The sequence below is a fragment of the Sediminibacterium sp. FW305-C-49 genome (assembly GCF_058231085.1).
The window spans coordinates 725,462-750,155 of record NZ_JBIQXS010000002.1 but is presented as its reverse complement, the minus strand read 5'-3'; the positions used below and the strand labels follow the sequence as shown (position 1 = coordinate 750,155).

The window sequence follows — 24,694 nt, the reverse complement described above, 5'->3', positions numbered from 1 at the left end:
CAAAAACCCGGAGTAAGTTCTCCGGGTTTTGTTTTCTGTTTATTCTATCTGTTGATTTATTTCTTCATGTACATCACTTCTTTCACCAGTTTTACAGTTCTGGCCACATCGGGAATGGCGAGGGCTGTAAGGTTGGGTGCATAGTGCATGGGGGCATCAGCGCTGGTGATTCTGCGTATGGGGGCGTCGAGGTAGTCGAAACCTTCTTTCTGGATACGGTAGGATATTTCAGATGAAACAGATGCAAATGGCCATTGTTCTTCCACAATAACCAGTCTGTTTGTTTTCTTTACGCTTTCCAGAATCGTCATCCAATCAAGTGGGCGGATAGTACGTAAATCGATCACTTCTGCACTCACCCCTTCTTTTTCCAGTTCGGCTGCGGCTCCTAGGGCTACTTTCATCATTTTGTTGAATGAAACGATGGTTACATCACGACCGGCTCTTTTTATATCGGCCTTACCGAGTGGAATATAATATTCTTCATCCGGTACATCGCTTTTATCACCATACATTACTTCACTTTCCATAAACATTACCGGATCTTCTTCGTAGCGGATGGCCTGTTTCAGCAATCCTTTGGCATCGTAGCCATTGGAAGGAGAAACCACTTTCAAACCTGGAATATTGGCATAATAACTTTCAAAAGCAGTCGAGTGTTGTGCTCCTAACTGACCGGCACTTCCATTGGGACCACGAAATACAATCGGACAACCAATCTGACCACCACTCATGGCTAGCATTTTTGAGGCTGTATTCAGGATCTGATCCATGGCCAGTACCCCAAAATTCCAGGTCATGAATTCTACGATAGGGCGAAGTCCGTTTTGGGCGGCGCCCACTGCTACGGCTGCAAAACCGAGTTCAGCGATGGGTGTATCGATGACTCTTTTGGCACCGAATTCGGCCAGCATTCCCTGGCTTACTTTATAGGCCCCGTTGTACTCTGCTACTTCTTCTCCCATCAGAAACACCCGCTCGTCTCTTCTCATCTCCTCACTCATGGCCTCTCTGAGAGCCTCTCTGAAAGCTATTGAACGCATCATATCTGTTTGTTAAATGAGGAGCAAAAATATAGGATTCCAAGGAATAAGAAAAATGAAAGAAGAGGCAGATTCCGGGCGAAAAATGGGGCTTACAGACCTTAAAACAAGAATGAGAAAGCTTACGCTTTCTCATTCTTTATGCTTTATTGAATATTTATATTCCAAGACTTAGAACACGTTCCAGCCGAAGCTTACATAGTAAAGACCACCTATGCTTGGATTACCCCAGCCGCTGCGGTAATAATTATTAAAAATATTGGTTCCACCAACCTTAATAATTGATTTCGTTGCAGGGAATTTATAACTAACCATAGCATCAACAGTTCTCATATATGGCACTACTCCTGTACCAAAAGTACCTTCGTACAAGAATGAATTAGCCCATCTGTACTGAATACTAAATCCATAACGTTTATCCTTTCCGAAACCGCTATTATTGAGTGCCATATTTACCCGATATTTCGGTGTATTGAAGTACGATACGAATCCTGTAGGCAAGGCACCAATCTCATCGTGGTATAAATTACCGGTGAAAGAGAAATTTTTTGGTAATAAATACTCAACAGAAGCACCCCAACCAGATGTACTCACTTCACCAGGAGCGTTTACGGAAACGCTATAGGCAATTCTTGTATTTGCATTAAGTAGATCCGCAGGATTGAATGTCGCATTTCTAGACTGCATGGCAACAACTGAGCTCAAGAAGTCTTTGTAACGCCCCCAATAAGCATACACATCGATAAGAAGTTTTTGTGCTATCAAGCCCTTATAACCTACTTCAAATGAACGCATAGACTCGGGTTTAAATTCACCAAAAGTCTGTTGTTGTAACAGATTTGGATTAGGTGAACCAGCTACAACACTTGCTCCGAATGCCTGCACACTAGGTAAGGTAAATACTGGATTGGTGCTGAACTTGTAGAAGTTGCGTAACTGAGGTAATCCACCAATCAAACGAGTTCCTGCTCCTACTGTTAAGTTAATCCACTGATTCTGTGTGGTTGGGAAACGGTAAGCGGTTTGATAAGAAAAACGAAGATTATGATCCTTGGCCAGTTTTATAACAGCAGACGCTCTTGGTGTAAAACGTCCTTTAAAATTGGTATTCTTATCATACCGGCCAGATACAGTTAATTTAAGTACATCATTAAAGAAGCGTTGTGATACCTGCGTGTATGCTCCAAATTCATTGATTTTAATAGCACCTGCAGTATCAGCAAACAATGTACCTTCTGAATTCAACTGATATTGCTTAGCACTTACACCAATAAGCCAGTCTGTATTTGTTTTTGATAATCCTAAGTCTTCTGTAAGGTTATATTGACCATCAAATACTTTTAAACGAGAGCGATCGAGGAACAAACCACCACCTTGAGAAATAGGTTTTCTTGCAATAGACTGGAAAAGGGCTGAGTTGCCGATAAAACCAGTTGGGCGGCCCTGATCTGCTATGGCGCGTGCAAGATTATTCGAAGTCGTAAAATCACCACCATTATCCATAAATGTTACATAGGCAGCAATATATTGCGGATACCAGGCTGAACTTGGTTTCCATGCTTCGTTAAATAGTCTGGTCGTGATAGTTGCATTAAAAGAATTACCTGCATTTTCGTGGGTTGAATAATACCTGGCATACCAGTTCTTATGTTTCAACTCATATTTAAACTGCGCAATTCTCAAATCCTTTAAGGAATAACGGTCACTACCCGTATAAACAGAATTACCGGTTCCGAAATAGGCATTAAAAGATGCTTCAATTTTATCTGTTAATTTATAGTGTACACCTCCTGTTAACTTCATGTTTACAGTAGTAGGATCAATTACATCAGACTCATAGTAACCAGTTCTGCTTACAGCCTGATTACCTAATAAATTTCTGGAAGGAGAAGCACCATATATCAGAGGAGAAACACCAGCTGTGACCAATGCACCTGCACCCGCCAGATTCAGGAATCCATTGAACTGGGCAAGTCTTGCACCAGGATTAGCGGCCAGAAATCCATTGAAAGCAGCTAACTGCCCTGAAGTAAGTCCGGCTGCAGCGAATACCTGAGAAGCGATTCCACTCATGGTTTGAGATGTCTCATCACCATAATAATTCACTCCATCATAGTTTGGATCGGTAGCTCTTGATCCCGGAATTTTAAACCCGTTCTGTGTAACCAGTGTGCGTGAATAGTTTTCACCCTGATCTGCCAGCCAATCCTGTGCCTGTAAAAACTGGGCATTAATTTTAAAGGCTAACTTATCAGACAATTTTTTTGCCCATCTGAGACTCCAGTCATAAACTGGTGCAGCACCACGATATTTACCATCAATATGGTTGATACCCTGCTTGATCTGAAAACTAAAACCTTGATATTTAAAGGGATTTTTACTGTTAATCAATACAGTTCCGTTCATCCCTCCAGGTCCATACAGGGCGGAAGATGCACCGGGTAGTAATTCCATATTTTCAACATCGAGTTCACTCAATCCAATGACACTACCTACTGAAAAGTTCAAACCGGGAGCCTGATTATCCATACCATCTACCAACTGGTTTAACCTGGTATTACCGCTGCTGTTGAAACCACGTGTACCCACACTTCTGAAAGTTAAACTTGCCGTTACAACATCCACACCTTTCAGGTTGGTTAACATGTCGTAGTAACTTAACTGAGGAGTATTGCGGATAGCCGCAGTACTGATTCTTTCGATGGATACAGGTGATTCAAGAATTCTTTCCGGAACCCTTGATGCTGATACCACCACTTCATCACCAAGCGTAAACGAAGGTGTCAGGTCAACTGTGACAACATCATTTGCCCCTTTCACCGACACTTCTTTACTGGCATACCCCACAGATGAGATGACTAAAGTAAATGGCGGTTTCTGTACGGTTGTAAATCGGAAATTACCCTTATCATCGGTAAATGTTCCTACTGTACCACCTTTAATTGTAACAGAAACTGCTGAGAGCGCCTCTTTGGAACTTGCATTTTTAACACTACCTGAAACGGTAGTTGTCTGCTGGGCCATCACGGGGATGGTTATGGCTGTAGCCAAGGCCGCATACAGACATTTACTGTAGAATCTTCTCATTTTGGCAAGATTTAGTATTTATTATCAGCAAAATAGCAATTGTTAGTTTTATGCAAAAATTTAATTTGTCCACAAAACCAGCTATCTGTTAAGAAAAACGAACTGCGTTACGCTTTATTATTCAAGCCACTAGCTAATTTTGCTGCATGAGCAGCCTCCAGTTCCCCCAGCAAACGAATATTTACCACGGAAAAGTAAGAGACGTATATACCATTGGCCAAAACTGGCTGGTGATGATTGCCAGTAATCGCATATCTGCTTTTGATGTAATATTACCCAAACCTATCCCTTATAAAGGACAGGTTTTAAACCAGATTGCAGCATACATGCTTGACGCTACCCGCGACATCTGCCCTAATTGGCTGATGGCTGTACCTGCACCGAATGTATCCATAGGTAAAAAATGTGCGCCCTTTAAAATAGAAATGGTGGTGCGTGGTAATGTGGTTGGACATGCATGGCGCACTTATGCTTCAGGACAAAGGCTATTATGTGGTGTGACCATGCCAGAGGGTTTGAAAGAAAATGATTTCTTCCCTCAACCCATCATTACCCCTTCCACCAAAGCTGCAGAAGGACATGACGAAGACATTTCCAAAGAAGAAATTATTCGTCAGGGATTGGTGAGCGCCAACGACTGGCAAATACTGGAGACCTATGCTTTACAATTGTTCGCTCGCGGAAAAGAAATCGCTGCCCGTCAAGGATTGATTCTTGCAGACACAAAATATGAATTCGGCAAAATAGGCGATACCATTTATCTGATGGATGAGGTACACACCCCCGACTCTTCGCGTTATTTTTATGCTGATGGATTTGAAGAAAGACAGGGCACAGGAGAAAAACAAAAGCAACTCAGTAAGGAATTTGTAAGAGAATGGTTGATTGCCAACAACTTTATGGGTAAAGAAGGACAAACCGTTCCTGAAATGACACCTGACTGGATCGATACCATCAGCAAACGATACATTGAACTTTTCGAAAAAGTAACAGGAAAAAGCTTTGTTCCCCAACAACCTTCTGATGAAGAAATTATTGCTTCCGTAAGTTCCTCTTTAAAAACATTGGGAGCCCTTACATAAATATAGAATGATGAATGTTAAATATCCAATATAGAAATACATTGTCTTTGAAGTTGGATATTTGACATTCATCATTCTATATTCACTCTTTACCAAGCTTTGGTCTCAGTCTTATCCTACTTTTGTTGAAAATATTTTGTCCGTTTTCTATCCCCTTTCTCAATTCTTTCTGTCGTTCTACAGGCATGTGAATGGTATCCTTACAGGCCGAACTGCAACATCCATCATATGCAGCCGCACAGGATTCGCATTGAATAAATAACAGGTGGCATCCATTGTTTTTACAGTTGGTATGCGTATCGGCAGGCTTTCCACATTGGTGACATTTTGCAATGATATCATCTGTAATTCTTTCTCCCAACCGGTTGTCGAAAACAAAATTCTTACCAATGAATTTACTTTCAAGTTCAGCTTCTTTTGCCTGTCGCGCATAATTGATTATACCGCCTTCCAGGTGAAACACATTTTTAAATCCTTTGTGCAACATGTAAGCACTTGCTTTTTCACACCTTATACCTCCTGTACAGTACATGATGATATTCTTTTCTTCATTACCCTGCATCATCTCAACAGCCATGGGTAACTGGTCGCGAAAAGTATCGGATGGTATTTCAATTGCCTTTTCAAAATGTCCTACTTCATATTCGTAATGATTACGCATATCAATCACAATGGTATCGGGCTGTTTCAGCAGTTCATTCATCTGCTCAGCATTTACATATTTCCCTTTATTTACCATGCTGAACGCAGGATCATCAATACCATCTGCCACAATTTTATCGCGTACTTTTATTTTCAATACCCAAAAACTTTTTCCATCATCATCTACCGCAATATTCAGACGCAAGCCATTCAATGGCTCAATGCTGTAGAGATAAGCACGAAACGCATCCATATGATGTTCCGGAACGCTGATTTGGGCATTGATACCTTCCCTTGCAACATAAATACGGCCAAATACCTGTAAGGCATTTAATTGCTTGTACAATTCATCCCTGAATTCTTGCGGATTCTGTACCGGGAAATACTGGTAAAAACTAATGGTAATACGATGGAAAGATTCTTCCATCAAATGTTGTTTCAACTCTTCGTTGGAAACACGGTTGTGTAAAACAGGCATACTTATCAAATTTCAGTCCCGCCTAGGGGGCGGAATCCATGAATAATGGAACCACTTGCAGGGTGGTCAAAATCGATACAAAGATAGGAGGAAATGGCGGATCTCTGATGTCGGATGTCGGATTTGAAATCTGATATCTGCCATCTGACATCCTACATCCTATTTTTTGAAGCGTCTTACATAATCAGCTTCCGCAGCTATATAACCGAAAGATGCCCATATTTTTCCTTTAAGTATCTGCTCATACAATTCCTTGGCTTTTTCCTGATTCCCATTGTAATAATACCAGTTAGCTACACCATATGCCACCGCATCGTTACTACTGGCAGAACCTGTTTCACCCGTTAACGAATCCACAGGCAGCAATCCTTTGTATAATAAACATAACTGGTGGTATGCTTTGTTCTCGATGATATTCATTCCCGGCTTTATGGGTTCAAGTATTTTATCAGCTTCTTCTTTCTTACCCAACAAACGAAGTGTCATATACAACCAATGCGTGGTTGATGTTAGCTTATCATCGTTGTTCGATTCACGTACCGCCCGCTCATAAACGGGTAACGCTTTTGCAAGATCATTCTTTAGATAATAGGCAAGTCCAAGATGATACCAGATATTGGAATGAAGCGACCCAATAGGAATATTAAAAGCATTGGGCTGTCCATCAGGTTCTATTTCATCTTTCTTTCCTTCAATCAAACCTGCCGCTTTTTCAAAATCGGCTATGGCCCTGTCGAATTCGCGGATGGAAATATAACGATGCCCCCGATGCCGATACAATCTTGCGTCTTCCGGAAATTTGGAAATGCCTTCCGTGTATATGCGTATTGCTTCCCTGAAATCGCCCTTATAACCCGTCCATCTTCCATACCAGATAATATTATCAATATTGTCTGGCGAAGCCTGGTAATTCATTTTAGCCGTATCATATTTTGAAGAACCGGTTGCATAGGGCGATGATGGATACAAAGTGTCGCCCAATAACGAAATAGCCTGTGCACTGTCGGGCAATGCAACAAACAATTCACTACTATCACTATTTTGTCTTGAACTATTACAGGCAGATACAATAGCTGTTGCAAGCAGCATTAAAACAGATACAGGTTTCATGTAGGAATGAATTATTAATATTAACAAGTTAAGCTTTATTGGCAACCCTGCCTATCATACAATTATCTGATTGCTACACTTACCAGTTTATGGCATTTACAAATCAATCATTTCCCCTCCCGTCTGTAAATAAAGGAATCGTTAACCTAACACCTCTTGGCGATGGCCCGTTTGTTTCAAAGCCCTGAACAAAATCAACTCTTACAAATTTCAAAATATTCTCGACCCCAAAAAATGTTTCGTAATAGTTTTTCCCCTTTTGTGTGTACAACATATTTGCTCCGGTTACAAAGAACCAGTTTAACCTTCTGAATCCAGGAATTTTATTCGACAATAATCCATTGAGATGATACTCTACATTAGCTGTAGCATAAAATTTCGATGTGTTACTATAACGATAATAAGGTGCGAGTTGAAAACCACTGAGCGGATCATTTGCCAAAACAGTCTGATTACCCTGGAAATGTGTATAATCCGGAATATAAACCTGCTTAGCACTGAGGAAACCACCAATTGAACCACGATAACTCAACTTTCCTCCAAGTTTAAGATCAAGGTCATCTGAAACAGCCAATCGCCATTTGGTAAAATCTGCATCGCTGCCCATCAATCCTTTTACTGCATGTGTTACTGAAAAATTAAAGGTTGGAAAATCTGAACCGATTCCAATTTTGCGATCAGGTAATTCAATGTACTTTCCCCCAGGTCTCCAGGTTAAGCCTGCTGTAAATGTGGCCGACTGGTTACGTGGCATTATTGTGTTGGTAAGATCAATAGGGTAATTAGGCGTAAAATTTCTGCCTGCAATATTTTTCCAACTTACAGGATCTGCCAGATTATTTAACCCAAACCGATCCTGAAACTGAAAACCTGCTGCAAAAGTGAGTCCGTTACCAATTCCTGCCGAATAATTAAGACGCAGGAAATTAGCCTCATACATTTTCAAATGATTGTTCTCATACAAAAGTGTAGTATAGGTATTAATTCTGGAGGTAATTGGGTCTGCATTATTGTACTGAAACACTCTTCTTCCACCCGAAATACTAATACTATTGAAATACTTTTTACCAAAATTATATCTGCCAGTTACATGGGTATTGAAATGTTTGTTCGCAAAGCCATATCTGAAGTATGGTGTAATCTGCAATGACTTCCTGCTGGTTTCATCAAAACGTTTGCTCCAGGTGGGAGAGAAATGCAACACACCTCCCTCCACTGTATTGTAATTAAATGTATTGATCAGCGGATCAAAGTTTATGAATACTTTTTTCTTTTGTATACTAATAGATTGCCCTCCAAGTAAAATCCCTGCAAGCGAAATTTTATTTCGTTTTCTATCGACAGAATCCATATACCTTGGATCTTTTCTCACCTGTTCCAGGCTGTCTTTTTTCTTATAGTCCAGCACTTCTTCTTTCAGTAATGGAAGTGGTCTGATGCTATCCCAGTAAGCCATTGTTTTTTTATTGGCGCTGTCATACACTTTGATAATCGTATTATCAAAATACTTTTTTGCAAATACCGGGTTCAGGTTAAACCGATCATACACCTGTACAAAACTTCCAAAAAAATCGAAGCCAAAAATTTTACCGGATGGATAGATTACCTGGTTTTTGATGACCCACAAATTTCCTGTTGGTACATATAATTGCTCTACCACCAGCGTATCGAGGAACTGCATCTGCTGCTCACGAACAAGATTTAGCCTGAGGCTATGTATACGCCATTCATTTTCAATGATATTGATATAGCCCTGGAACAAGGGCTCATATTTTCTGCGTGGCATCACTTTGATTCTGCTGATCTCTACGCCATTTTCATAAAAAGTTCCTTCAAATTTATACCGGTAAAAAGAGAGCGCATTGGATGCAATCGGTGAAATAAATCCGCGTGGATTCAGGTCTTCCCCTACCTGTATGGTATTGTTGTAAAAAGAAATGATCTGTGGACTGCTAAAACCAAATGCATTACTTCTTCCGCTTACCTTGGTAGAAACAACTTCAATTTTTTCTTTATTGGGTTCTTCAACAGAATATTTTGCAATGGTTTCTGACAGAAACAACATTTTTCGTTTGCTGGAATCTCCATCTTCAAAGTCTATTTTCTGTCCAAAGAATCGATTTGGATAATCACGCAACTGCATTTGCCCTTTCAGGTAAACATCTGCCGTAAATTTTTTTACTTCCCTGAGGTGTTCTGTTCTTTTACTGATGGCTTTCCGAATTATTTCATAAGCCGGATCTTCTCCATTTGTATTTACAGTTACGTCCTGTAAGCTGTACTGCTGCGGTTCAAGTTGAAAATCGATTGTTATATTTCTTCCCCTTTCAAGCGTAACTTTTTTCTCTACTGATTTATATCCTATGTACTGGCATACCAGTGTATAAGTACCAGGCTGCAATTGAATGGAATAAAATCCTTTACTGTTTGCGGAAGCGCCCTGTGTAGTTCCTTTTACGACCACAGAAGAAAACGGAAGTACTTCATTTTTTGAATCGGTAATCGTGCCATTGATGGTTTGGGTATAACCAGTATAACTAAAAATAGTTAGTAGTGTGAAAAGCAGTAGTGGTTTCATGTAGGCTGAGTTGCAACGAAAATAAGTTGCAGCAGTCTGCTTTTCATTACATAAGCACTTATATATCCATGCTTTAACGAATAATTAATAGCTATTATGCTTTACTGCTGTGGTTTGGATGACTGTCGTAAATAACTGCCTGTAAGCGCTGCCAGTCCGGATACCAGTCCGCCAATCAATCCTGTTAACAGGATCAATACCCAATATGATCCGCCCAATGGTAAAATCGTAGCTACTTTAGTCGACAGTATATGTTCATTAGCACTATCCATCAGAAAAGCGAGTATACTCCACAGTAAAAACAATCCTGTAAACCCGGCTAAAAAAGCCTTCCCTGCTTTTTGGTGAATGGCCATTGCCACAATGAATGATGTAACAGCAAAACTCCACCAGGGTAATACTCCATACAAACCTGTTGCGAAAGCCAGTAATGCTGTTAACAGCAATGCAGATAAAAATTTCATTATCAAAAGTTTAGCTGTTAGTGAATTTCAGGTGCCATTTCATCTGGGTACTTTTTTCGGCCGCTTCTTTTTTGAGAAACAATATCCGGTAATATTTTCCGGATGCCCATGTATCCACAAAATTATCATAGTACTTGCTACCAGGATTACCGCTTTGTCCACCCGGATATACCCCATAAGCTTCAATTTCATCTGTCATATGCACAATCATACGCCAACTGGGTCCATGTGTTTTGGTGGTTGCATTAATGATATGCACACCGCCTCCAATGGGAAGATGTAAGCGGCTCAACGGGTCGATCTTCAATAAGTGATTGATCCTTGTGTCTTTGAATTTACCCCATGCCAGTTCTCCCTTTTTCTCCAGTTCCACGCAGGCTTTTGTAGCTTGTTGAATAGCAGTAGTTACCGCATCATGTAAGGTTTCTGTTTGATCTGGGGTATTTGCATTATCGGCAAAATAATAGACACTATCACGTAACATAATATCAAGTAAAATAGGTTCATCGGGCCAGGGCATAGGCAAAGGAGCACGATCAAATTCATCTTTCCAGATGGCTATTTCTAAGCTGTCCCAAATGGCCCTGAATACGGTTGCTCCCTGTTCACCAATATCATTTCGCAGGTTCCAGTTTTTTAAGATCCCGATATATTTTCTTTCTTCTGCCGTAAGTGATGATTCATTGATGAATTTTAGTAAAGCTGGTCTTGCCATTTCTGCAAACACATTGTAATTGTCTGTCTGCATCTGTTGTATATCTGCTGCCGTAATATTATTCATGGCAGCCAGTTTTTTATTGATGATCACACCACGATAAACAGGAAAATCACTTGCTGCACCCAGATAATAAGGATAACGATCATCTGCCGATTTCTGATTGGCACTACTCACAAAACCTCTTTCCGGGTTTTTCATCATTGGGTTTTCCGAGTTGGGAATAATACCTTGCCACATATACTGGTTGTCTTCTCCGGGCATAATAAAATCACCCTGTCTGTTCCATCTGGCCACAAATGCACCTTGTTGTTTGATGGCAATATCACCTGTTTTAGAAGCAAAAACAAAATTCTGCCCTGGACACGTCCATTTATGAATGGCGTTGAGATAATCATCGAAATTTTTCGCCCTGTTCAAATCATAAAATGTCTGCAAACCCTGTCCACCATCATGGGCTGTCCATTTCAGGGCCAGGTATTTCCCTTTGGTACTTTCATTTTTATAAGAGGCATCATACATGACCGGACCAAATGCTGTATAAGCTACATGATCAATTACATCCGGCTTACCTTTTACTTTGATAACTTCTTCTTTTACATCGGCCTTATTCCATACGCCATTGTACCAATATTGCTCCAGTGTACTGTCTTTGAACTTCATGTCGTAATAATCAATCACATCTCTTCCTGCGTTGGTTACACCCCATGCAATGCTATCGTTGAAGCCGATGATAACAGCGGGTGATCCCGGGAAACTGGCTCCATAGGTGCTGTGAGTGGGTGTAGTGATTTGTACCTCATACCAGAGAGAAGGCAGGTTAAGACCCAGATGAGGGTCATTGGCCAGCATAGGTCTGCCACTTGCCGTTTTACTACCAGATACTGCCCAGTTGTTGCTTCCATTGTTTTTATCGGGAACAAGCGGCGCCGCAGCCGTACCTCCATTACTTGTTTTTCCGTAGTATAGAGAATCTACACTGGTAGGCGCTGTTACCGTTATTGCTGCCGGTGCATAAGCCGTTCCTTTTGGAACAATCGGATCAAGTGAGTCCTGCACATTTGTATACAACTGATCAAAATCTTCATACCCGAAATAGTTTTTTGCATTGGTCATTTTCAGGTCATTTGTTACACCTCTTGCAGTGAGATCGTATGACATGAACATGAGAAACAGGTAAGTTTTTTCAGGTGTCCAGGCTTCTGGTTTATAATCAAGTAATTTATATTCAAAAGGAATCTGCTCGGGTGCCAGCTTTTTGATATAATCATTCACACCTTCTGCATAAGCTTCAATAGCTGCTTTGATGTCTTTGTTTTTTGAAGCTTCCTTCATCGTTTTTTCGGCCGCATATACCATTCCCATTCTGCGGAAGAATTTATCCGTATCAATTCTGTCCGGCCCTACTATCTCACTGAGCCTACCGGCAGCCACATGTGTCTGAAATTCCATCTGCCATAACCTGTATTTGGCATGCAGGTAACCCTGTGTGTAATATGCATCCACATCATTTTCTGCATAAATATGTGGCACCAGTCTTTCATCCATATACACATCCACTTTCCCTTTTAAACCGGCGAGTTTTATATTCGCTTGTTGTGATGCATTTACAGGCTCAGCATTTTGCCAGAATCCCTGTTGGGGAGAAAGAAAATAACCCAGTCTAGGTGTTTTACTTCCCCCCACCGGTAACTGTGTATTCAATACAACAATCAAAGCTGTTGTACCAATTGCTGAAACAAGAAATGGAACGATTCTCATTAGCCAATATTTGAAAATGAATATAAGGTATTTTACATAACCATACTTCGATATACTTAGGATCAGATCAGGAAAGTCAACAAACGCTGAAGTTCTTCAACCGTATTGTAGGCATGCATTACAATGCGAAGTCTTTCTTTTCCTTCCGGCACGGTGGGGTATAAAATCGGGCGAATATCGAAGCCTTCCTGCTGAAGTTTTCCGGCCAGCTCTTTAACGGCCTGGTTACCCGGTACAACTATACCCTGGACAGGTGTTGATGAGACAAGTTTTTTATAACACAGTGACGCCTGCTGAAAAATATCAATCAACTGTGCCAGGTGTTTTCTTTCTGCATGCATAGCAGGGAATAACCGGTAAGATTCTCTAATCATGGCAACTGCATGTTCAGGAAGAGCTGTTGAATAAATCAGGCTACGCGAAAAATTAATCAGATAGGTTCGTAATTGTTCAGAACCTAATACAACAGCTCCATGGCATCCACAAGCTTTTCCAAATGTATGTACCCGTGCAAATATAGCCGACTGCAATCCCAGCATTTGTACCAGCCCCTCTCCTTGTTCGCCTACCACACCCGTTGCATGTGCTTCATCGATGATCAGGTGGGCATTATGCTCTTTTGCTATATCGACCAATTCCTGCAGCGGACAAATATCTCCATCCATACTAAATACAGATTCGGTAACAATAAAAATGTTTCCGGTTGTCTGTTGTAATTTTTTACGCAAATCAGCTAAATCATTATGCGCAAAAGAAAAAGATTGGGCAAAGGATAATCTTATCCCGTCTCGTATGGAAGCATGAGAAAGCTGGTCATATAAAATCGTATCTCCTTTTTGAGGAACGGATGCGAGTAGACCCAGATTGGCATCGTATCCTGAATTAAAAATAAGTGCTGTATCAGCGGCATGAAATGCCGCTATCTGTTCTTCGGTCTGCTCCAATAAAGGATAGTGACCTGCTAATAATCTTGATCCGGTGGAACCAGTCGCCAAATCAGCAGCATCCGATGTTTTGAGCAAATGATGGTGGGCGATTCCCAGGTAATCATTCGAACAGAAATCGATCATGCCTTTCGAATAACGAAGACTTCTGAGTGATTGCCTGGCTATTCGTTCATCCAGTTTACGCCGTAAAAAATCATCGGGATACATAGTGGTAAAACTAAAGCAATTTGTTTTAAAGCTGTATTGTACGGCAATTGATATTTCCTGAGTATTTTGCAACCCAATCAGCACTATGGAACTCTCTGATCACACCAAAAATATACTCGGGCTTCATTTACCAACCGATCCTCGTTGGGTAGACCTTGCCAGTATCAGTCTTGAAGCTATTCTTACAGATCATGCTTATTGCGAACAAAAAGCAGCCCTTACCTGCATTTCGCTGATACAACGCTACTCTCAAAAAGTAGAACTCGTAAAACAGTTATCACCGATTGTTACAGAAGAATGGGGGCATTTCAGACTTGTACTCAATGAACTGCACAAAAGAGGACTTCAACTGGGCACACAGAGAAAAGATAAATATGTAAACAAGCTGCTTGAATTTCAGCAAAAGGGAGGCGATGAGGAAGGCAGATTTCTTGATCAGATGCTCACCATGGCATTAATTGAAGCAAGAAGTTGTGAGCGATTTAAAAGACTCAGCGAAGGGCTGGATGATAAGTACATGTGTAACTTCTATCGCCGTTTTATGGAAAGCGAAGCAGGCCATTATACTTTGTTTATAGAGTTGTCTGAACTGTATATCGACAAAGAAAAAGTTCGCGTGCGCTGGAAACAGTGGCTCAGCTATGAAGCATCCATCATCCAGGAAATGGAACTAAGGGGCGACCGTATTCACTAATAATGCTATCGGATATTTTCAGCAAAAAAATGTAGTTCAGCCTCCCAGTTTAAATAAGGATGTAATTGTTGTAATTCTTTTGTTTTCTGCTGGTATGTTTTTAAAAATTGCTGATGCTGTACTGTCGATGGATTGAATGGCTTATGCTGAACAGCCAGGTTTACAGTCGCAATTTCTTTTAACAGGCTCTTTGTTTCATCCGGCATACAGGCATGTACAAATTTCTCCCATACATATTGTGTAGCATGGAAATTGGGATGCACCAGATCTTCTGCATAAAAACGATAATCACGTAAATCATCGATCACCAATTCATATGCAGGGAAATAATACAACTTCTCAAACTTTTCTACCAGGTGATGAATAGCCTGTATCAATACCGCTTTGCTCTTATTGTTTTCAATGACACCTTCACGTAAATGACGAACAGGACTGATGGTAAAAATGATCTGAAGTTGCGGATTGAAATGAAACAACCGGTGAATCATATTATCCAATACCCGCAGTACTTCTTCGGTGCTGAGCAGTTTTTTTGAGAACCAGTCGGCAGGTGCTTTGTGGTTATTGGCAGCTACTGTACCCTGCTTGTAGTTCTGCGCCTTTTCTGTGAGCATATATACCCATGCCGATCCCAGCGTAATCATCACATGACTGGCTTTTTTTAATGCGATATGGGTATCACGGATTGATCTATTTATTTTTTGCAATGCCTCATCTGCGGTAATACCCGAAAAACGGCTATGGTGTTTCCAGCTGTGCCAGCATTCGTTATATGAGAACAGGTCAGATTCGGTGTAAACTGTTTGTTCGATATACTGAGTCACTGCATCTGTTACACTGATGGGGTTAAACAATATACCATGCGGGTTTTCTGTTACCTGAAACTTATGCTTCCGCAATTTTTCGCCCATATTTTCTGTAAAACAGGACCCAAGCAATACCATGGAATGCTGATGCTGTATCTGTTTTGCGGGTGGTTTGATATCAAATTCGTAATGAAATTTCATAGACTTACTGAAAAATTTTACCGGCTTGCTTACTGCTTTCCATCAAAGCATTTGTGTTGAGTTGATGGAGCAGGCCTTTTTCCTGGAAATAAGGAATCATTTTTTCTGTATCCATATTACCTACCAGTTCATCCTGTGCCATTGGACAGCCACCGATTCCTTTCAAAGCACCATCAAATCTTTTACATCCCGATGTATATGCGGCTTCCAGTTTATCTTTCCAGTTGGTAGCTGTTGAATGCAGATGAACACCAAAACTTACGGAAGGGTATTGAGGTATCAAAGTGCTGAGTGCAAAACGAATTTGTTCTGGCGAAGCTAAACCAACTGTATCTGCAAGAGAGATAATACCAATTCCCTGTTTTACCATCGCTTCTGCCCACTGCAACAAAATATCTTCATTATAAGGATCACCATAAGGATTTCCAAAACCCATGCTCAGGTATAATACCAGCTCTTTGCCGGCTGTAAGACAGTTTTCCTGTATTGCTTTTACACGGTCGAAACTTTCTTCCATGCTGCTATTGGTATTCTTTTGCTGAAATGTAGGAGAAATCGAAAATGGAAAACCCAGGTAACTGATTTCATCATATACCAGCGCTTCTTCTGCCCCTCTTTGATTGGCAACAATGGCAAGCAGTTTTGTGGAGGAATGATGTAGTTGTAGTTGCCCAACCACTTCCTTTGTATCTGCCATCTGTGGGATCGCTTTGGATGAAACAAAACTGCCAAAATCAAGTGTATCAAACCCTACCTGCAATAACTGGTTGAGGTAACTGATTTTTATGTTTGTGGGAATAAAATGTGGCCAGCCCTGCATGGCATCACGCGGGCATTCGATCAGTTGTATGGTTTCACTGGCAGATTCCATAAAGGGCTAACTATACTTTTTCTATTCTTTGTTTCATGGCTTCGTATAAAACAATACCGGTTGCTACCGATACATTAAAGGAATCGAATTTATTGGCCATGGGTATCGTAAAGAATGCATCGGCTGCTTTTGCGAGGTAAGGCTGTACACCTTTGCCTTCATCACCCATGATTACACAACAGGGCTCCTGCATTTGCAGTTCATACACTTTTTTATCAGCCCGCATCTCACTGGTGAATACCTGTATGCCATTCAGGTGCAGTGTATCAACTGCTTTTAATAAACTGTTTACACGGCATACATGTATATGTTCCAGTGCCCCTGCACTACTTTTCATGGCTTCTTCATTCAATGCTCCTACTCCTTTGTCGGGAATTACCAGTGCCTGTGCACCACAGCAATGTGCACTTCTGGCAATGGCGCCGATATTGCGTACATCGGTTACGCCATCCAGCATGATAAACAGAGGCACTTCGCCGTTCGACACCACATGATCAATTACCTGCTGCAGGTCCATATACTGAACCAATGCAGCAAATGCAATAACACCCTGATGATTGGCTCTTGTGAGGGAATGTAATTTTTCCTGCGGAACCATTTGTATGGGAATATTCTTTTCCCTGGCCAGTTGCCTGATGATGGCAATGGCATCGCCTGAAATATTTTTCTGCATTAATATTTTGTCAACCGGCCTGCCCGTTTCTATTGCCTCTACCAGGGGCTGCCGTCCAATAATCAGCGCGCTTTGTTTGATTGCCATATGCAAATGTACTATATCAGTTTTCCCTGCAAACGCATTAATTTGATTTTTGTAATGGCTGCCACACTGATCGAATCAGTAATCTCACTTCTTTCTACCATCTCATATGCCTGATCAATAGATAGCTTTTGCAGGCGCAGTTCCTCGGTCTCTTCTGGTGCAGCCTCTTCCTGTGTTAAACCGGTGGCCAGGTAAATAATGGCAAGTTCATCGCTGACCGAATTCGACAAATGCATACGGAATAATTCCTGCCATGCTGCTGCTACCAGTCCTGTTTCTTCTTTTAATTCTCTTTGGGCGCCATCCAAAGGGTTTTCAGTATTTGGGCTTCCACCTTCCGGTATTTCCCAGCTATACGCATGTAATGTATACCTGTACTGACCTACAAGCCAGATGTTTTGTTGCTCATCCATGGCTACGATACCGATGGCCATGTTTTTAAAATGTACTTTCCCGTAAATACCCGAACCTCCTTTAGGATTGATCACTTCATCTTCTATCACCGTGATCCATTTATTATCGTAAATGGTTTTGGAATGTAAGGTTGACCAGGGATTTTTTTCCATACTATTCTTTTTAGAATGAAGTTTTACAGCGGCAATACCCTTAAAGAAAGGCCCCCGGTTTACGGGGGCCTTTCTTTAAGGGTATTGATCTTTTCTATTTCAATCCAAAAGCTTTTTTCACTTTGGATACATAATCGAGTTTCTCCCAGGTAAACAGTTCCACTTTTACTTTCTTCTCTTTACCATCAGGCGATTTAAAGGTTTTGGTAACCACTTCGCTCTTACGACCCATATGTCCGTAAGCTGCTGTTTCACTGTATATCGGGCTGCGCAGTTTCAGACGCTGCTCAATAAAGTATGGACGCATATCGAACAAACCTTCTACGATTTTTGCAATCTGACCATCGGTCAGGTTCACTTTGGCAGTACCATAAGTATTCACATTGATACTGGTTGGCTGTGCCACACCAATTGCATAAGAAACCTGTACCAGAACCTCACTTGCTACACCAGCAGCTACCAGGTTCTTCGCAATATGACGGGTTGCATAAGCGGCAGAACGGTCTACTTTACTGGGATCTTTACCACTGAATGCGCCACCACCGTGTGCACCTTTACCACCATAAGTATCTACAATAATTTTACGGCCGGTTAATCCGGTATCTCCGTGTGGACCACCAATCACAAACTTCCCTGTTGGGTTGATATGGTATTTGATATTGTTGTTGAACAGTTTTGCGTACTTCTTGTACTTGCTTTTTACACGGGGGATCAGGATATTGATGATATCGGATTTGATTTTCGCCAGCATTTTTGCTTCACTGTCAAAATCATCGTGCTGTGTTGATACAACGATCGCATCAATTCTTACCGGCTGGTTATTATCATCATACTCTAATGTAACCTGGCTCTTCGCATCAGGACGCAGGTATTTAATTTGTTTATTCTCTCTTCTCAGTGCAGCCAGTTCAATCAGGATTTTATGGGCAAGGTCAAGTGCCAGTGGCATATAATCTTCTGTTTCATTGCTGGCATAACCAAACATCATTCCCTGGTCGCCGGCTCCCTGCTCTTCTTTTTTCTTTTTATCTACTCCCTGATTGATATCTGCCGACTGCTCATGGATCGCTGAAAGGATACCACAGCTATTGGCTTCAAACATATATTCACTCTTGGTATATCCGATTTTACGGATCACACCACGGGCAATTTCCTGTACATCCAAATACGCCTTCGATTTTACTTCACCGGCCAACACTACCTGTCCGGTTGTTACCAGTGTTTCACATGCTACTTTAGATTGAGCATCGAATGCTAAAAAATTATCAATTAGTGCATCAGATATCTGATCGGCTACTTTATCCGGATGTCCTTCAGATACGCTTTCAGAAGTAAATAAATAAGGCATATAATTATTTTAAATTGTGTGCAAATATAATGCAAACACAGATTTAGATACGGGAGAAAATAATCCGCATTCTCATCCTGAATCTGGAATGTGTTCCGCCCCCTAGTCTTACCCTGCCGTTAGCTGGGTCGTTACCAATGGTTGGATTCAGGTAATAGAGTAACTGGGTATTCGGATTGGGGTATGGATTTGTGTAGTAGATGGAATCATTACCTGGTGCCGATAGCTGCAATAAATGCGACGTATCTTTTCTTGATATGATACCCTGCACATAGCGGCTCATATTAAAAGTGTAAGATGTTACGCGATTATAACCCTGTGTAGTTTTATAAAAGGCAAATCCGCCAAAGTCTGTGATATTCGGCCCGTCTGTTGAAAAGATATAATCGTTGCGAACGTTACGCTTACTATTCTTTACAGAATCGTATACACTCAGCAATAAATATCGGGGCGCACTCATTTGTTGGTCAATGGTAAGCAGGTTGGCATCATCAGGAACCTGTTCGGCGATCAGTTCAGCCCGGTGAATGATCCTGTTACTAAGTGAAGCCAATCCGGGAATTCTTACCCTCACAGTGGTACCTGGTGATGTTTGAACATACACCAATGAATCTGATTTGGGGTTGTTATTCGTAGTAATATAATTCGCCACCTGACTTCCCGCCCTGTTTCTCGTTACAAAATTTGCATCCCCACTCGACAATGTATTAAACCTGAAATAGTTAACAGATGTATCTCTTTTGGTGGCCCCAGTTGAACTTGAACTATAGTATAATGCAAATTTGGTATTGGTGTCTGAAAGGCTGATGCGAAGCAATGCATTAGCAGGAGCATTCTGATCAGCCGTTAATGCAAACCCTGCAAAATAAGTTCTGAAAATGGAATCTGACTTATATGCATTCGTTGAATCGTAGGTTTGTATAAATCGCTGTGCCACATCATTTCTAAGCCTTATCCTGATTTGGTTGGTGGCTGTTTCAAATCTGTTTTTCACCGTATCGCCCAATCTGCGGATATCCACTGAAAGAGGTGAAGCCAACTGTCCTCCTATACTTACAGGCTTTACACTTGGATAGTTTACCGGATATAAACGACTCCTGTCCAATAAAGTACTCTGGTCTATTTCTGATACGGTTAAACGCAATGGCTGTGTTGAATCACCATAAAAACCATTGTATCCTAAAATCAATACAGCAGAATCTATGCGAACACTGTCTTTATGTCCTGGTATATAAAAAGGGAAAAAAGTGGGTGATAGTTCAAAAAACATGGAAGCTGTAGTGCGACCAAAAATCGGGTCATTGGTAATGGCCCCTAGTACGTGAACATCTCCTTTGTAAATTCTGGTAGTGTCATTTTCATTATAGGTATCAGTAATCACATCCAGGATGGTATCTTTTGTGAATACACCATCAATTGGGGGTATTAAACCACCACCTAATTCAGTAGAAGTAATCCTGGTACAACCAGTAAAGAGGCTTCCCGAAATAATACAGAAAATAAATGTATTACGTAGTGTCGAAAATAAACGCATGTTTGTAGTGGATTACTTGCCCGCAAGGTCGTTGTACAATTCTAAATACTCTGTTAAATCAGAATCCCATCCTTTGAAGGGAACTACTTTCTTTCCTTTTACTTTGGCGAACTCGTCTACCAGTTTTTTGTCTATTTTTTCAGCGCCGAAAGTAATTGCGTCAGCAAAGCTGGCTCCACCTTTAAACAGGGCAGTATTATTAGCTTCTTTAAACGCTTCCAGATCCTTTTCTTTAATATTGGCATTGATCACCGCCTGCTTTAGAAAATCGGACCCCAGTTTCTCTTTGAACGTATTTTCTCCAATGGTAAACACCACTTTACTGTTGCCAAATACGGGTTCTTTTTTATATGCGGTTTTAATGTAGGCAGGAATCAGTCCCGTCATCCAGCCACTGCAATGAATGATATCAGGCGGCCAGCCGAACTTTTTCACGGTTTCAAGCGCTCCTTTACAGAAAAACACGGTACGTAATGCATTGTCTTCAAACCATGTTTCATCATCGTCATGGAAAATCTGCTTGCGCTTGAAGAAATCCTCATTCTCGAGGAAATAAACCTGCAAACGGGCATTGGGTAATGACGCTACTTTAATCTGAAGGGGATAATCATCATTATCAACCGAAACATTGATCCCCGAAAGTCGAACAACTTCATGTAAACGATGTCTGCGTTCGTTGATCACGCCAAATCTGGGCATGATACATCTTACCTCTAAACCACCATCATTACTCTTGATAGCCAGTTTATTGATTACCTCTGCGAATTCTGTTAATTCGAGGTAGGGTGACATCTCCGTGGCTATGAATAAAATTCTTTTCTTTGTTGACATCCTTGCGCCTAGTTTATATGCGGGAAGCGTAAAATGAGTGGGCGAAGGTACGAAAAATATAGTTGAATAACATTTCCTCACTAAAACAGCCACAAACCACCCGGCTATGATTCTCTTTAAAACGATAAATGAATTAAAAAAATATATAATCAACAAGCGCTCTTCTGGTCTTTCTATGGGCTTTGTACCTACCATGGGGGCATTACATGCCGGACATCTCTCCCTCATCAGGGTATCCAAAGAAAATACAGGGTTCACCGTCTCCAGCATTTTTGTAAACCCTACCCAGTTTAACGATCCTGCTGATTATCAACAATATCCGGTAACCATTGAACAGGATATCAGGTTACTGGAACAGGAAGGTTGTGATGTTTTGTTTCTCCCGGAAGTAACAGAAATCTACGCCGATGACTTTCAAAAGAAACACTACAACCTCGGAACACTCGAGACATACCTGGAAGGAAAATACCGTCCCGGACATTTCCAGGGGGTATGTCAGGTGGTTGACAGACTTTTAAGCATTGTAGAACCCGATCAGCTTTTTCTGGGTCGGAAAGACTACCAGCAATGCATGGTCATTGCCGAACTGATTCGACAGACCGGTAAACAGGTAAGTCTACAAATTGTACCTACTATGCGGGAAACAAGCGGACTGGCTATGAGCAGCAGGAACCTACGTTTATCTGAAGCCGACAGGGAAAAAGCTATCGCTATTTACCGAACGCTTCGGTGGATTAAAGCAACCATCCAGCCTGGTTTCGTTGTAGATATTGCTTCAAAGGCGGAAAAAATGGTTTTGGATGCAGGTTTTGAAAAAGTAGACTACATCAGCATAGCAGATGCACAAAGTCTTGAACCTGTTGTTGATTGGAACGGACAAACACCGCTTGTAGCGCTTGCAGCCGCTTTTCTGTCTGGTGTGCGATTAATAGATAACATTTCTCTGACAGGAGATTAGAGGCAAGATCCAAAGAAGTAACTATTTTTGCGCCCACTATGCAAATTGAAGTACTGAAGTCGAAAATACACCGCGCCGTTATCACCGAGGCGAACTTACATTATGTGGGAAGCCTTACCCTCGATGAGGACCTAATGGATGCCGCCAATTTTATCGAGAATGAAAAGATTCAGGTGGTGAATGTAAACAACGGAGAACGTCTTGAAACCTATATTATCAAGGGTAAAAGAGGAAGTGGTGTTGTTTGTTTGAACGGACCTGCTGCCCGCAGAGGAGCCGTAGGCGACCTGGTGGTTATCATTTCTTATGCTACTATGGATTTCGAAGCCGCTAAACAATTTAAGCCCTGGGTAGTATTTCCGAAAGAAGGAAATAAGCTGTAGTATTACTTTAGTACCCAACGCTCCTGTTTAATTTTGTAACCTGATCGGCCATGAAAAAACGACTCCTCTCCTTTGCCAAATATGCGGTCTTTCTCGGATTGGGGTTGTTCCTGGTTTGGTGGAGTTTTCGACAAATACCCGATAACAAATGGGGGGAGTTTAAACAGAGTTTATCAACTGCTAATTACTGGTTATTGATTCCTGTTTTCATCATCCTTGCCCTCAGTCATCTTGTTCGTGCCCTGCGCTGGAAAATACTCATGCAACCCATGGGTTATCAGCCACGTGTTGCCAATACTTTCTTTGCTGTAATGATCGGCTATCTGGCCAACCTCGCCATTCCCCGTTTGGGAGAAGTATTGAAATGTACATTCCTGGCCCGTTATGAAAAAGTGCCTGCCGAAAAACTGGTGGGCACCATTGTAGCAGAAAGGGCAGTTGATGTGGTTTCACTGGGTATTGTTTTTATACTCACCATGGTTACTCAGTCCGATATACTGGCAGAATATGGCAATGAACTCATCGGGCAACTTTTCAAAAAAGGAGAAAATGTTTCGATTACCGCATTACTCATTTTCGCGGGTATCCTTATCGTATTGGTCATTGCCATCAGGGTTTGGTTTAAGCAATTCGCACACCTGAAAATCGTGATAGTGATCAAGAAAATTGTAGCTGGTGTGTGGGAAGGACTAATCAGTATAAGACGCCTGAAACAAAAAGGACTATTTATTCTTTACTCCGCACTCATCTGGATTTTATATGCTGCCGGAACCTGGGTTGGACTGATGGCTACTGAAGGAACAGCTCATTTAGGCATGGGAGCAGCGTTGGGTGCATTGGCATTTGGAAGCATTGGCATGATTGTAACACCGGGTGGTATTGGTGCTTTTGCATTTTTTATCGCTAAGGTTTTGGAAGAAAACGGCGTACCCTTTGAGATTGGCTTTGCTAATGGTACCCTTCAATGGTTTGCCCAATTCCTGATCGTTGTATTATTAGGTGTAATAAGTCTACTGTTATTCCCTGTTTATAATAAAAGTAAAACTACCCATGAGAGCCGTTAATGCCATCGATGCAAAAGTGATGAGTTTACCTCAGTTATTGGCAAGAGTTGCTGCCTGGCGCGCCATTGGCAAAACCGTGGCTTTTACCAATGGCTGTTTCGACATACTTCATGAAGGGCATATTTTTTCTCTGAGCGCCGCTGCAAAAGAAGCAGATTACCTGATCGTAGGCGTGAACAGTGATAAAAGTGTAAAAAAACTGAAGGGACCAGACCGCCCCGTTAATAACGAACACAGCAGGGCCCTAATCCTGGCCAATCTTGCAGTAACAGATGCAGTAGTCGTATTCGATGAAGACACACCCCAGCAGCTCATTACTGCTATTTTACCAGACGTACTGGTTAAAGGTGGCGACTATACCATAGATCAAATCGTTGGTTCCAAAGAAGTCATTGCTAATGGAGGACGTGTAGTGATCAACCCGATTGTAGAAGGGTTTTCAACGACAGGAATTATTCAGCATATCAAGCAGTCCTATTCTTAATTTGAAAATGTGGCAATTTGAGCATTTGAAAATGAAAGAAAAAGTATATCAATTTTCAAATTAGCATATTTCAAATTTTC

At 41.3% G+C, this 24,694-nt stretch carries 21 protein-coding genes; 6 read left to right on the top strand and 15 right to left on the bottom strand.

What is annotated here, in order from left to right; genetic code table 11:
- Positions 1-56: 56 nt before the first annotated feature.
- Together ACH3Z1_RS10705 and ACH3Z1_RS10700 are read right to left on the bottom strand one after the other, a co-directional pair.
- A complete protein-coding gene (locus ACH3Z1_RS10705; protein ID WP_490821948.1) occupies positions 57-1,046 on the bottom strand; it encodes a pyruvate dehydrogenase complex E1 component subunit beta in 990 nt (329 codons plus the stop codon).
- 168 nt (positions 1,047-1,214) lie between these two features.
- Positions 1,215-4,130, bottom strand: coding sequence for a TonB-dependent receptor domain-containing protein (locus ACH3Z1_RS10700; protein ID WP_490821947.1), 2,916 nt, complete (start codon positions 4,128-4,130; stop codon positions 1,215-1,217).
- Positions 4,131-4,276: 146 nt separating this feature from the next.
- On the opposite strand from ACH3Z1_RS10700, the gene ACH3Z1_RS10695 reads away from it, so the two are divergent.
- Positions 4,277-5,212: a phosphoribosylaminoimidazolesuccinocarboxamide synthase gene (locus ACH3Z1_RS10695; protein WP_490821946.1), complete on the top strand. Its 936-nt coding sequence runs from the start codon at positions 4,277-4,279 to the stop codon at positions 5,210-5,212.
- A gap of 82 nt (positions 5,213-5,294) precedes the next feature.
- Here ACH3Z1_RS10695 and trhO read toward each other — a convergent pair whose 3' ends face one another.
- The 6 genes from trhO to ACH3Z1_RS10665 form a co-directional block, all read right to left on the bottom strand.
- Positions 5,295-6,332 carry an oxygen-dependent tRNA uridine(34) hydroxylase TrhO gene (trhO, locus tag ACH3Z1_RS10690; RefSeq protein ID WP_490821945.1) on the bottom strand — a complete coding sequence of 346 codons (1,038 nt, stop codon included), beginning with the start codon at positions 6,330-6,332 and terminating at the stop codon, positions 5,295-5,297.
- A gap of 159 nt (positions 6,333-6,491) precedes the next feature.
- Positions 6,492-7,442, bottom strand: coding sequence for a tetratricopeptide repeat protein (locus ACH3Z1_RS10685; protein ID WP_490821944.1), 951 nt, complete (start codon positions 7,440-7,442; stop codon positions 6,492-6,494).
- Between the two features lie 103 nt (positions 7,443-7,545).
- Complete coding sequence (locus tag ACH3Z1_RS10680; RefSeq protein WP_490821942.1) at positions 7,546-10,020, bottom strand: DUF5686 and carboxypeptidase regulatory-like domain-containing protein; 2,475 nt, start codon at positions 10,018-10,020, stop codon at positions 7,546-7,548.
- A gap of 101 nt (positions 10,021-10,121) precedes the next feature.
- A complete protein-coding gene (locus ACH3Z1_RS10675; protein ID WP_490821941.1) occupies positions 10,122-10,484 on the bottom strand; it encodes a hypothetical protein in 363 nt (120 codons plus the stop codon).
- 10 nt (positions 10,485-10,494) lie between these two features.
- A complete protein-coding gene (locus ACH3Z1_RS10670) occupies positions 10,495-12,960 on the bottom strand; it encodes a penicillin acylase family protein (RefSeq protein ID WP_490821940.1) in 2,466 nt (821 codons plus the stop codon).
- Between the two features lie 62 nt (positions 12,961-13,022).
- Positions 13,023-14,114, bottom strand: coding sequence for an aminotransferase class I/II-fold pyridoxal phosphate-dependent enzyme (locus ACH3Z1_RS10665; RefSeq protein ID WP_490821939.1), 1,092 nt, complete (start codon positions 14,112-14,114; stop codon positions 13,023-13,025).
- 85 nt (positions 14,115-14,199) lie between these two features.
- Here ACH3Z1_RS10665 and ACH3Z1_RS10660 point away from each other — a divergent pair, with 85 nt between their 5' ends.
- Entirely contained in the window at positions 14,200-14,808 is a 609-nt protein-coding gene (locus tag ACH3Z1_RS10660; RefSeq protein WP_490821938.1) for a MiaE family protein, read from the top strand.
- A gap of 5 nt (positions 14,809-14,813) precedes the next feature.
- On the opposite strand, the gene ACH3Z1_RS10655 is transcribed toward ACH3Z1_RS10660, so the two are convergent.
- From ACH3Z1_RS10655 to ACH3Z1_RS10625, 7 genes are all read right to left on the bottom strand, one after another.
- A complete protein-coding gene (locus tag ACH3Z1_RS10655) occupies positions 14,814-15,815 on the bottom strand; it encodes a GSCFA domain-containing protein (protein ID WP_490821937.1) in 1,002 nt (333 codons plus the stop codon).
- 4 nt (positions 15,816-15,819) lie between these two features.
- A complete protein-coding gene (locus ACH3Z1_RS10650; RefSeq protein ID WP_490821936.1) occupies positions 15,820-16,686 on the bottom strand; it encodes a hydroxymethylglutaryl-CoA lyase in 867 nt (288 codons plus the stop codon).
- Positions 16,687-16,696: 10 nt separating this feature from the next.
- Positions 16,697-17,446 (bottom strand): 23S rRNA (guanosine(2251)-2'-O)-methyltransferase RlmB, encoded by a 750-nt coding sequence (rlmB, locus tag ACH3Z1_RS10645; RefSeq protein WP_490821935.1) that lies wholly within the window; start codon positions 17,444-17,446, stop codon positions 16,697-16,699.
- An 11-nt stretch (positions 17,447-17,457) separates the two neighbouring features.
- Positions 17,458-18,012, bottom strand: a complete 555-nt coding sequence (locus ACH3Z1_RS10640; RefSeq protein WP_490821934.1) for an NUDIX domain-containing protein — start codon at positions 18,010-18,012, stop codon at positions 17,458-17,460.
- A 94-nt stretch (positions 18,013-18,106) separates the two neighbouring features.
- Positions 18,107-19,360 (bottom strand): methionine adenosyltransferase, encoded by a 1,254-nt coding sequence (gene metK, locus ACH3Z1_RS10635; protein WP_490821933.1) that lies wholly within the window; start codon positions 19,358-19,360, stop codon positions 18,107-18,109.
- Positions 19,361-19,403: 43 nt separating this feature from the next.
- Positions 19,404-20,894, bottom strand: coding sequence for a DUF4270 family protein (locus tag ACH3Z1_RS10630; protein WP_490821931.1), 1,491 nt, complete (start codon positions 20,892-20,894; stop codon positions 19,404-19,406).
- A gap of 12 nt (positions 20,895-20,906) precedes the next feature.
- The gene (locus ACH3Z1_RS10625) at positions 20,907-21,725 is read right to left on the bottom strand and encodes a glycogen/starch synthase (RefSeq protein WP_490821930.1); all 819 of its coding nucleotides are present in this window, start codon (positions 21,723-21,725) and stop codon (positions 20,907-20,909) included.
- Positions 21,726-21,831: 106 nt separating this feature from the next.
- On the opposite strand from ACH3Z1_RS10625, the gene panC reads away from it, so the two are divergent.
- The 4 genes from panC to rfaE2 are packed head-to-tail and all read left to right on the top strand — an operon-like array spanning position 21,832 to position 24,614.
- Positions 21,832-22,683, top strand: a complete 852-nt coding sequence (gene panC, locus ACH3Z1_RS10620) for a pantoate--beta-alanine ligase (RefSeq protein ID WP_490821928.1) — start codon at positions 21,832-21,834, stop codon at positions 22,681-22,683.
- A 38-nt stretch (positions 22,684-22,721) separates the two neighbouring features.
- Positions 22,722-23,066, top strand: a complete 345-nt coding sequence (gene panD, locus ACH3Z1_RS10615) for an aspartate 1-decarboxylase (RefSeq protein WP_133472874.1) — start codon at positions 22,722-22,724, stop codon at positions 23,064-23,066.
- Between the two features lie 50 nt (positions 23,067-23,116).
- A complete protein-coding gene (locus ACH3Z1_RS10610) occupies positions 23,117-24,130 on the top strand; it encodes a lysylphosphatidylglycerol synthase transmembrane domain-containing protein (RefSeq protein WP_490821927.1) in 1,014 nt (337 codons plus the stop codon).
- On the top strand, positions 24,117-24,614 hold the full coding sequence (rfaE2, locus tag ACH3Z1_RS10605) for a D-glycero-beta-D-manno-heptose 1-phosphate adenylyltransferase (protein WP_490821925.1): 498 nt from the start codon (positions 24,117-24,119) through the stop codon (positions 24,612-24,614). Before ACH3Z1_RS10610 ends, rfaE2 begins: the two co-directional genes overlap by 14 nt.
- Positions 24,615-24,694: the final 80 nt, after the last annotated feature.

What these genes read in the sequence shown, in the direction of transcription:
- panD (WP_133472874.1), top strand. Translation starts at nt 22,722, where the DNA reads ATGCAAATTGAAGTACTGAAGTCGAAAATACACCGCGCCGTTATCACC.
- ACH3Z1_RS10675 (WP_490821941.1), bottom strand. Translation starts at nt 10,484, where the DNA reads ATGAAATTTTTATCTGCATTGCTGTTAACAGCATTACTGGCTTTCGCA.
- rfaE2 (WP_490821925.1), top strand. Translation starts at nt 24,117, where the DNA reads ATGAGAGCCGTTAATGCCATCGATGCAAAAGTGATGAGTTTACCTCAG.
- ACH3Z1_RS10665 (WP_490821939.1), bottom strand. Translation starts at nt 14,114, where the DNA reads ATGTATCCCGATGATTTTTTACGGCGTAAACTGGATGAACGAATAGCC.
- ACH3Z1_RS10685 (WP_490821944.1), bottom strand. Translation starts at nt 7,442, where the DNA reads ATGAAACCTGTATCTGTTTTAATGCTGCTTGCAACAGCTATTGTATCT.
- rlmB (WP_490821935.1), bottom strand. Translation starts at nt 17,446, where the DNA reads ATGGCAATCAAACAAAGCGCGCTGATTATTGGACGGCAGCCCCTGGTA.
- ACH3Z1_RS10625 (WP_490821930.1), bottom strand. Translation starts at nt 21,725, where the DNA reads ATGTCAACAAAGAAAAGAATTTTATTCATAGCCACGGAGATGTCACCC.
- ACH3Z1_RS10670 (WP_490821940.1), bottom strand. Translation starts at nt 12,960, where the DNA reads ATGAGAATCGTTCCATTTCTTGTTTCAGCAATTGGTACAACAGCTTTG.
- panC (WP_490821928.1), top strand. Translation starts at nt 21,832, where the DNA reads ATGATTCTCTTTAAAACGATAAATGAATTAAAAAAATATATAATCAAC.
- trhO (WP_490821945.1), bottom strand. Translation starts at nt 6,332, where the DNA reads ATGCCTGTTTTACACAACCGTGTTTCCAACGAAGAGTTGAAACAACAT.
- metK (WP_490821933.1), bottom strand. Translation starts at nt 19,360, where the DNA reads ATGCCTTATTTATTTACTTCTGAAAGCGTATCTGAAGGACATCCGGAT.
- ACH3Z1_RS10610 (WP_490821927.1), top strand. Translation starts at nt 23,117, where the DNA reads ATGAAAAAACGACTCCTCTCCTTTGCCAAATATGCGGTCTTTCTCGGA.
- ACH3Z1_RS10640 (WP_490821934.1), bottom strand. Translation starts at nt 18,012, where the DNA reads ATGGAAAAAAATCCCTGGTCAACCTTACATTCCAAAACCATTTACGAT.
- ACH3Z1_RS10695 (WP_490821946.1), top strand. Translation starts at nt 4,277, where the DNA reads ATGAGCAGCCTCCAGTTCCCCCAGCAAACGAATATTTACCACGGAAAA.
- ACH3Z1_RS10650 (WP_490821936.1), bottom strand. Translation starts at nt 16,686, where the DNA reads ATGGAATCTGCCAGTGAAACCATACAACTGATCGAATGCCCGCGTGAT.
- ACH3Z1_RS10660 (WP_490821938.1), top strand. Translation starts at nt 14,200, where the DNA reads ATGGAACTCTCTGATCACACCAAAAATATACTCGGGCTTCATTTACCA.
- ACH3Z1_RS10655 (WP_490821937.1), bottom strand. Translation starts at nt 15,815, where the DNA reads ATGAAATTTCATTACGAATTTGATATCAAACCACCCGCAAAACAGATA.
- ACH3Z1_RS10705 (WP_490821948.1), bottom strand. Translation starts at nt 1,046, where the DNA reads ATGATGCGTTCAATAGCTTTCAGAGAGGCTCTCAGAGAGGCCATGAGT.
- ACH3Z1_RS10630 (WP_490821931.1), bottom strand. Translation starts at nt 20,894, where the DNA reads ATGCGTTTATTTTCGACACTACGTAATACATTTATTTTCTGTATTATT.
- ACH3Z1_RS10680 (WP_490821942.1), bottom strand. Translation starts at nt 10,020, where the DNA reads ATGAAACCACTACTGCTTTTCACACTACTAACTATTTTTAGTTATACT.
- ACH3Z1_RS10700 (WP_490821947.1), bottom strand. Translation starts at nt 4,130, where the DNA reads ATGAGAAGATTCTACAGTAAATGTCTGTATGCGGCCTTGGCTACAGCC.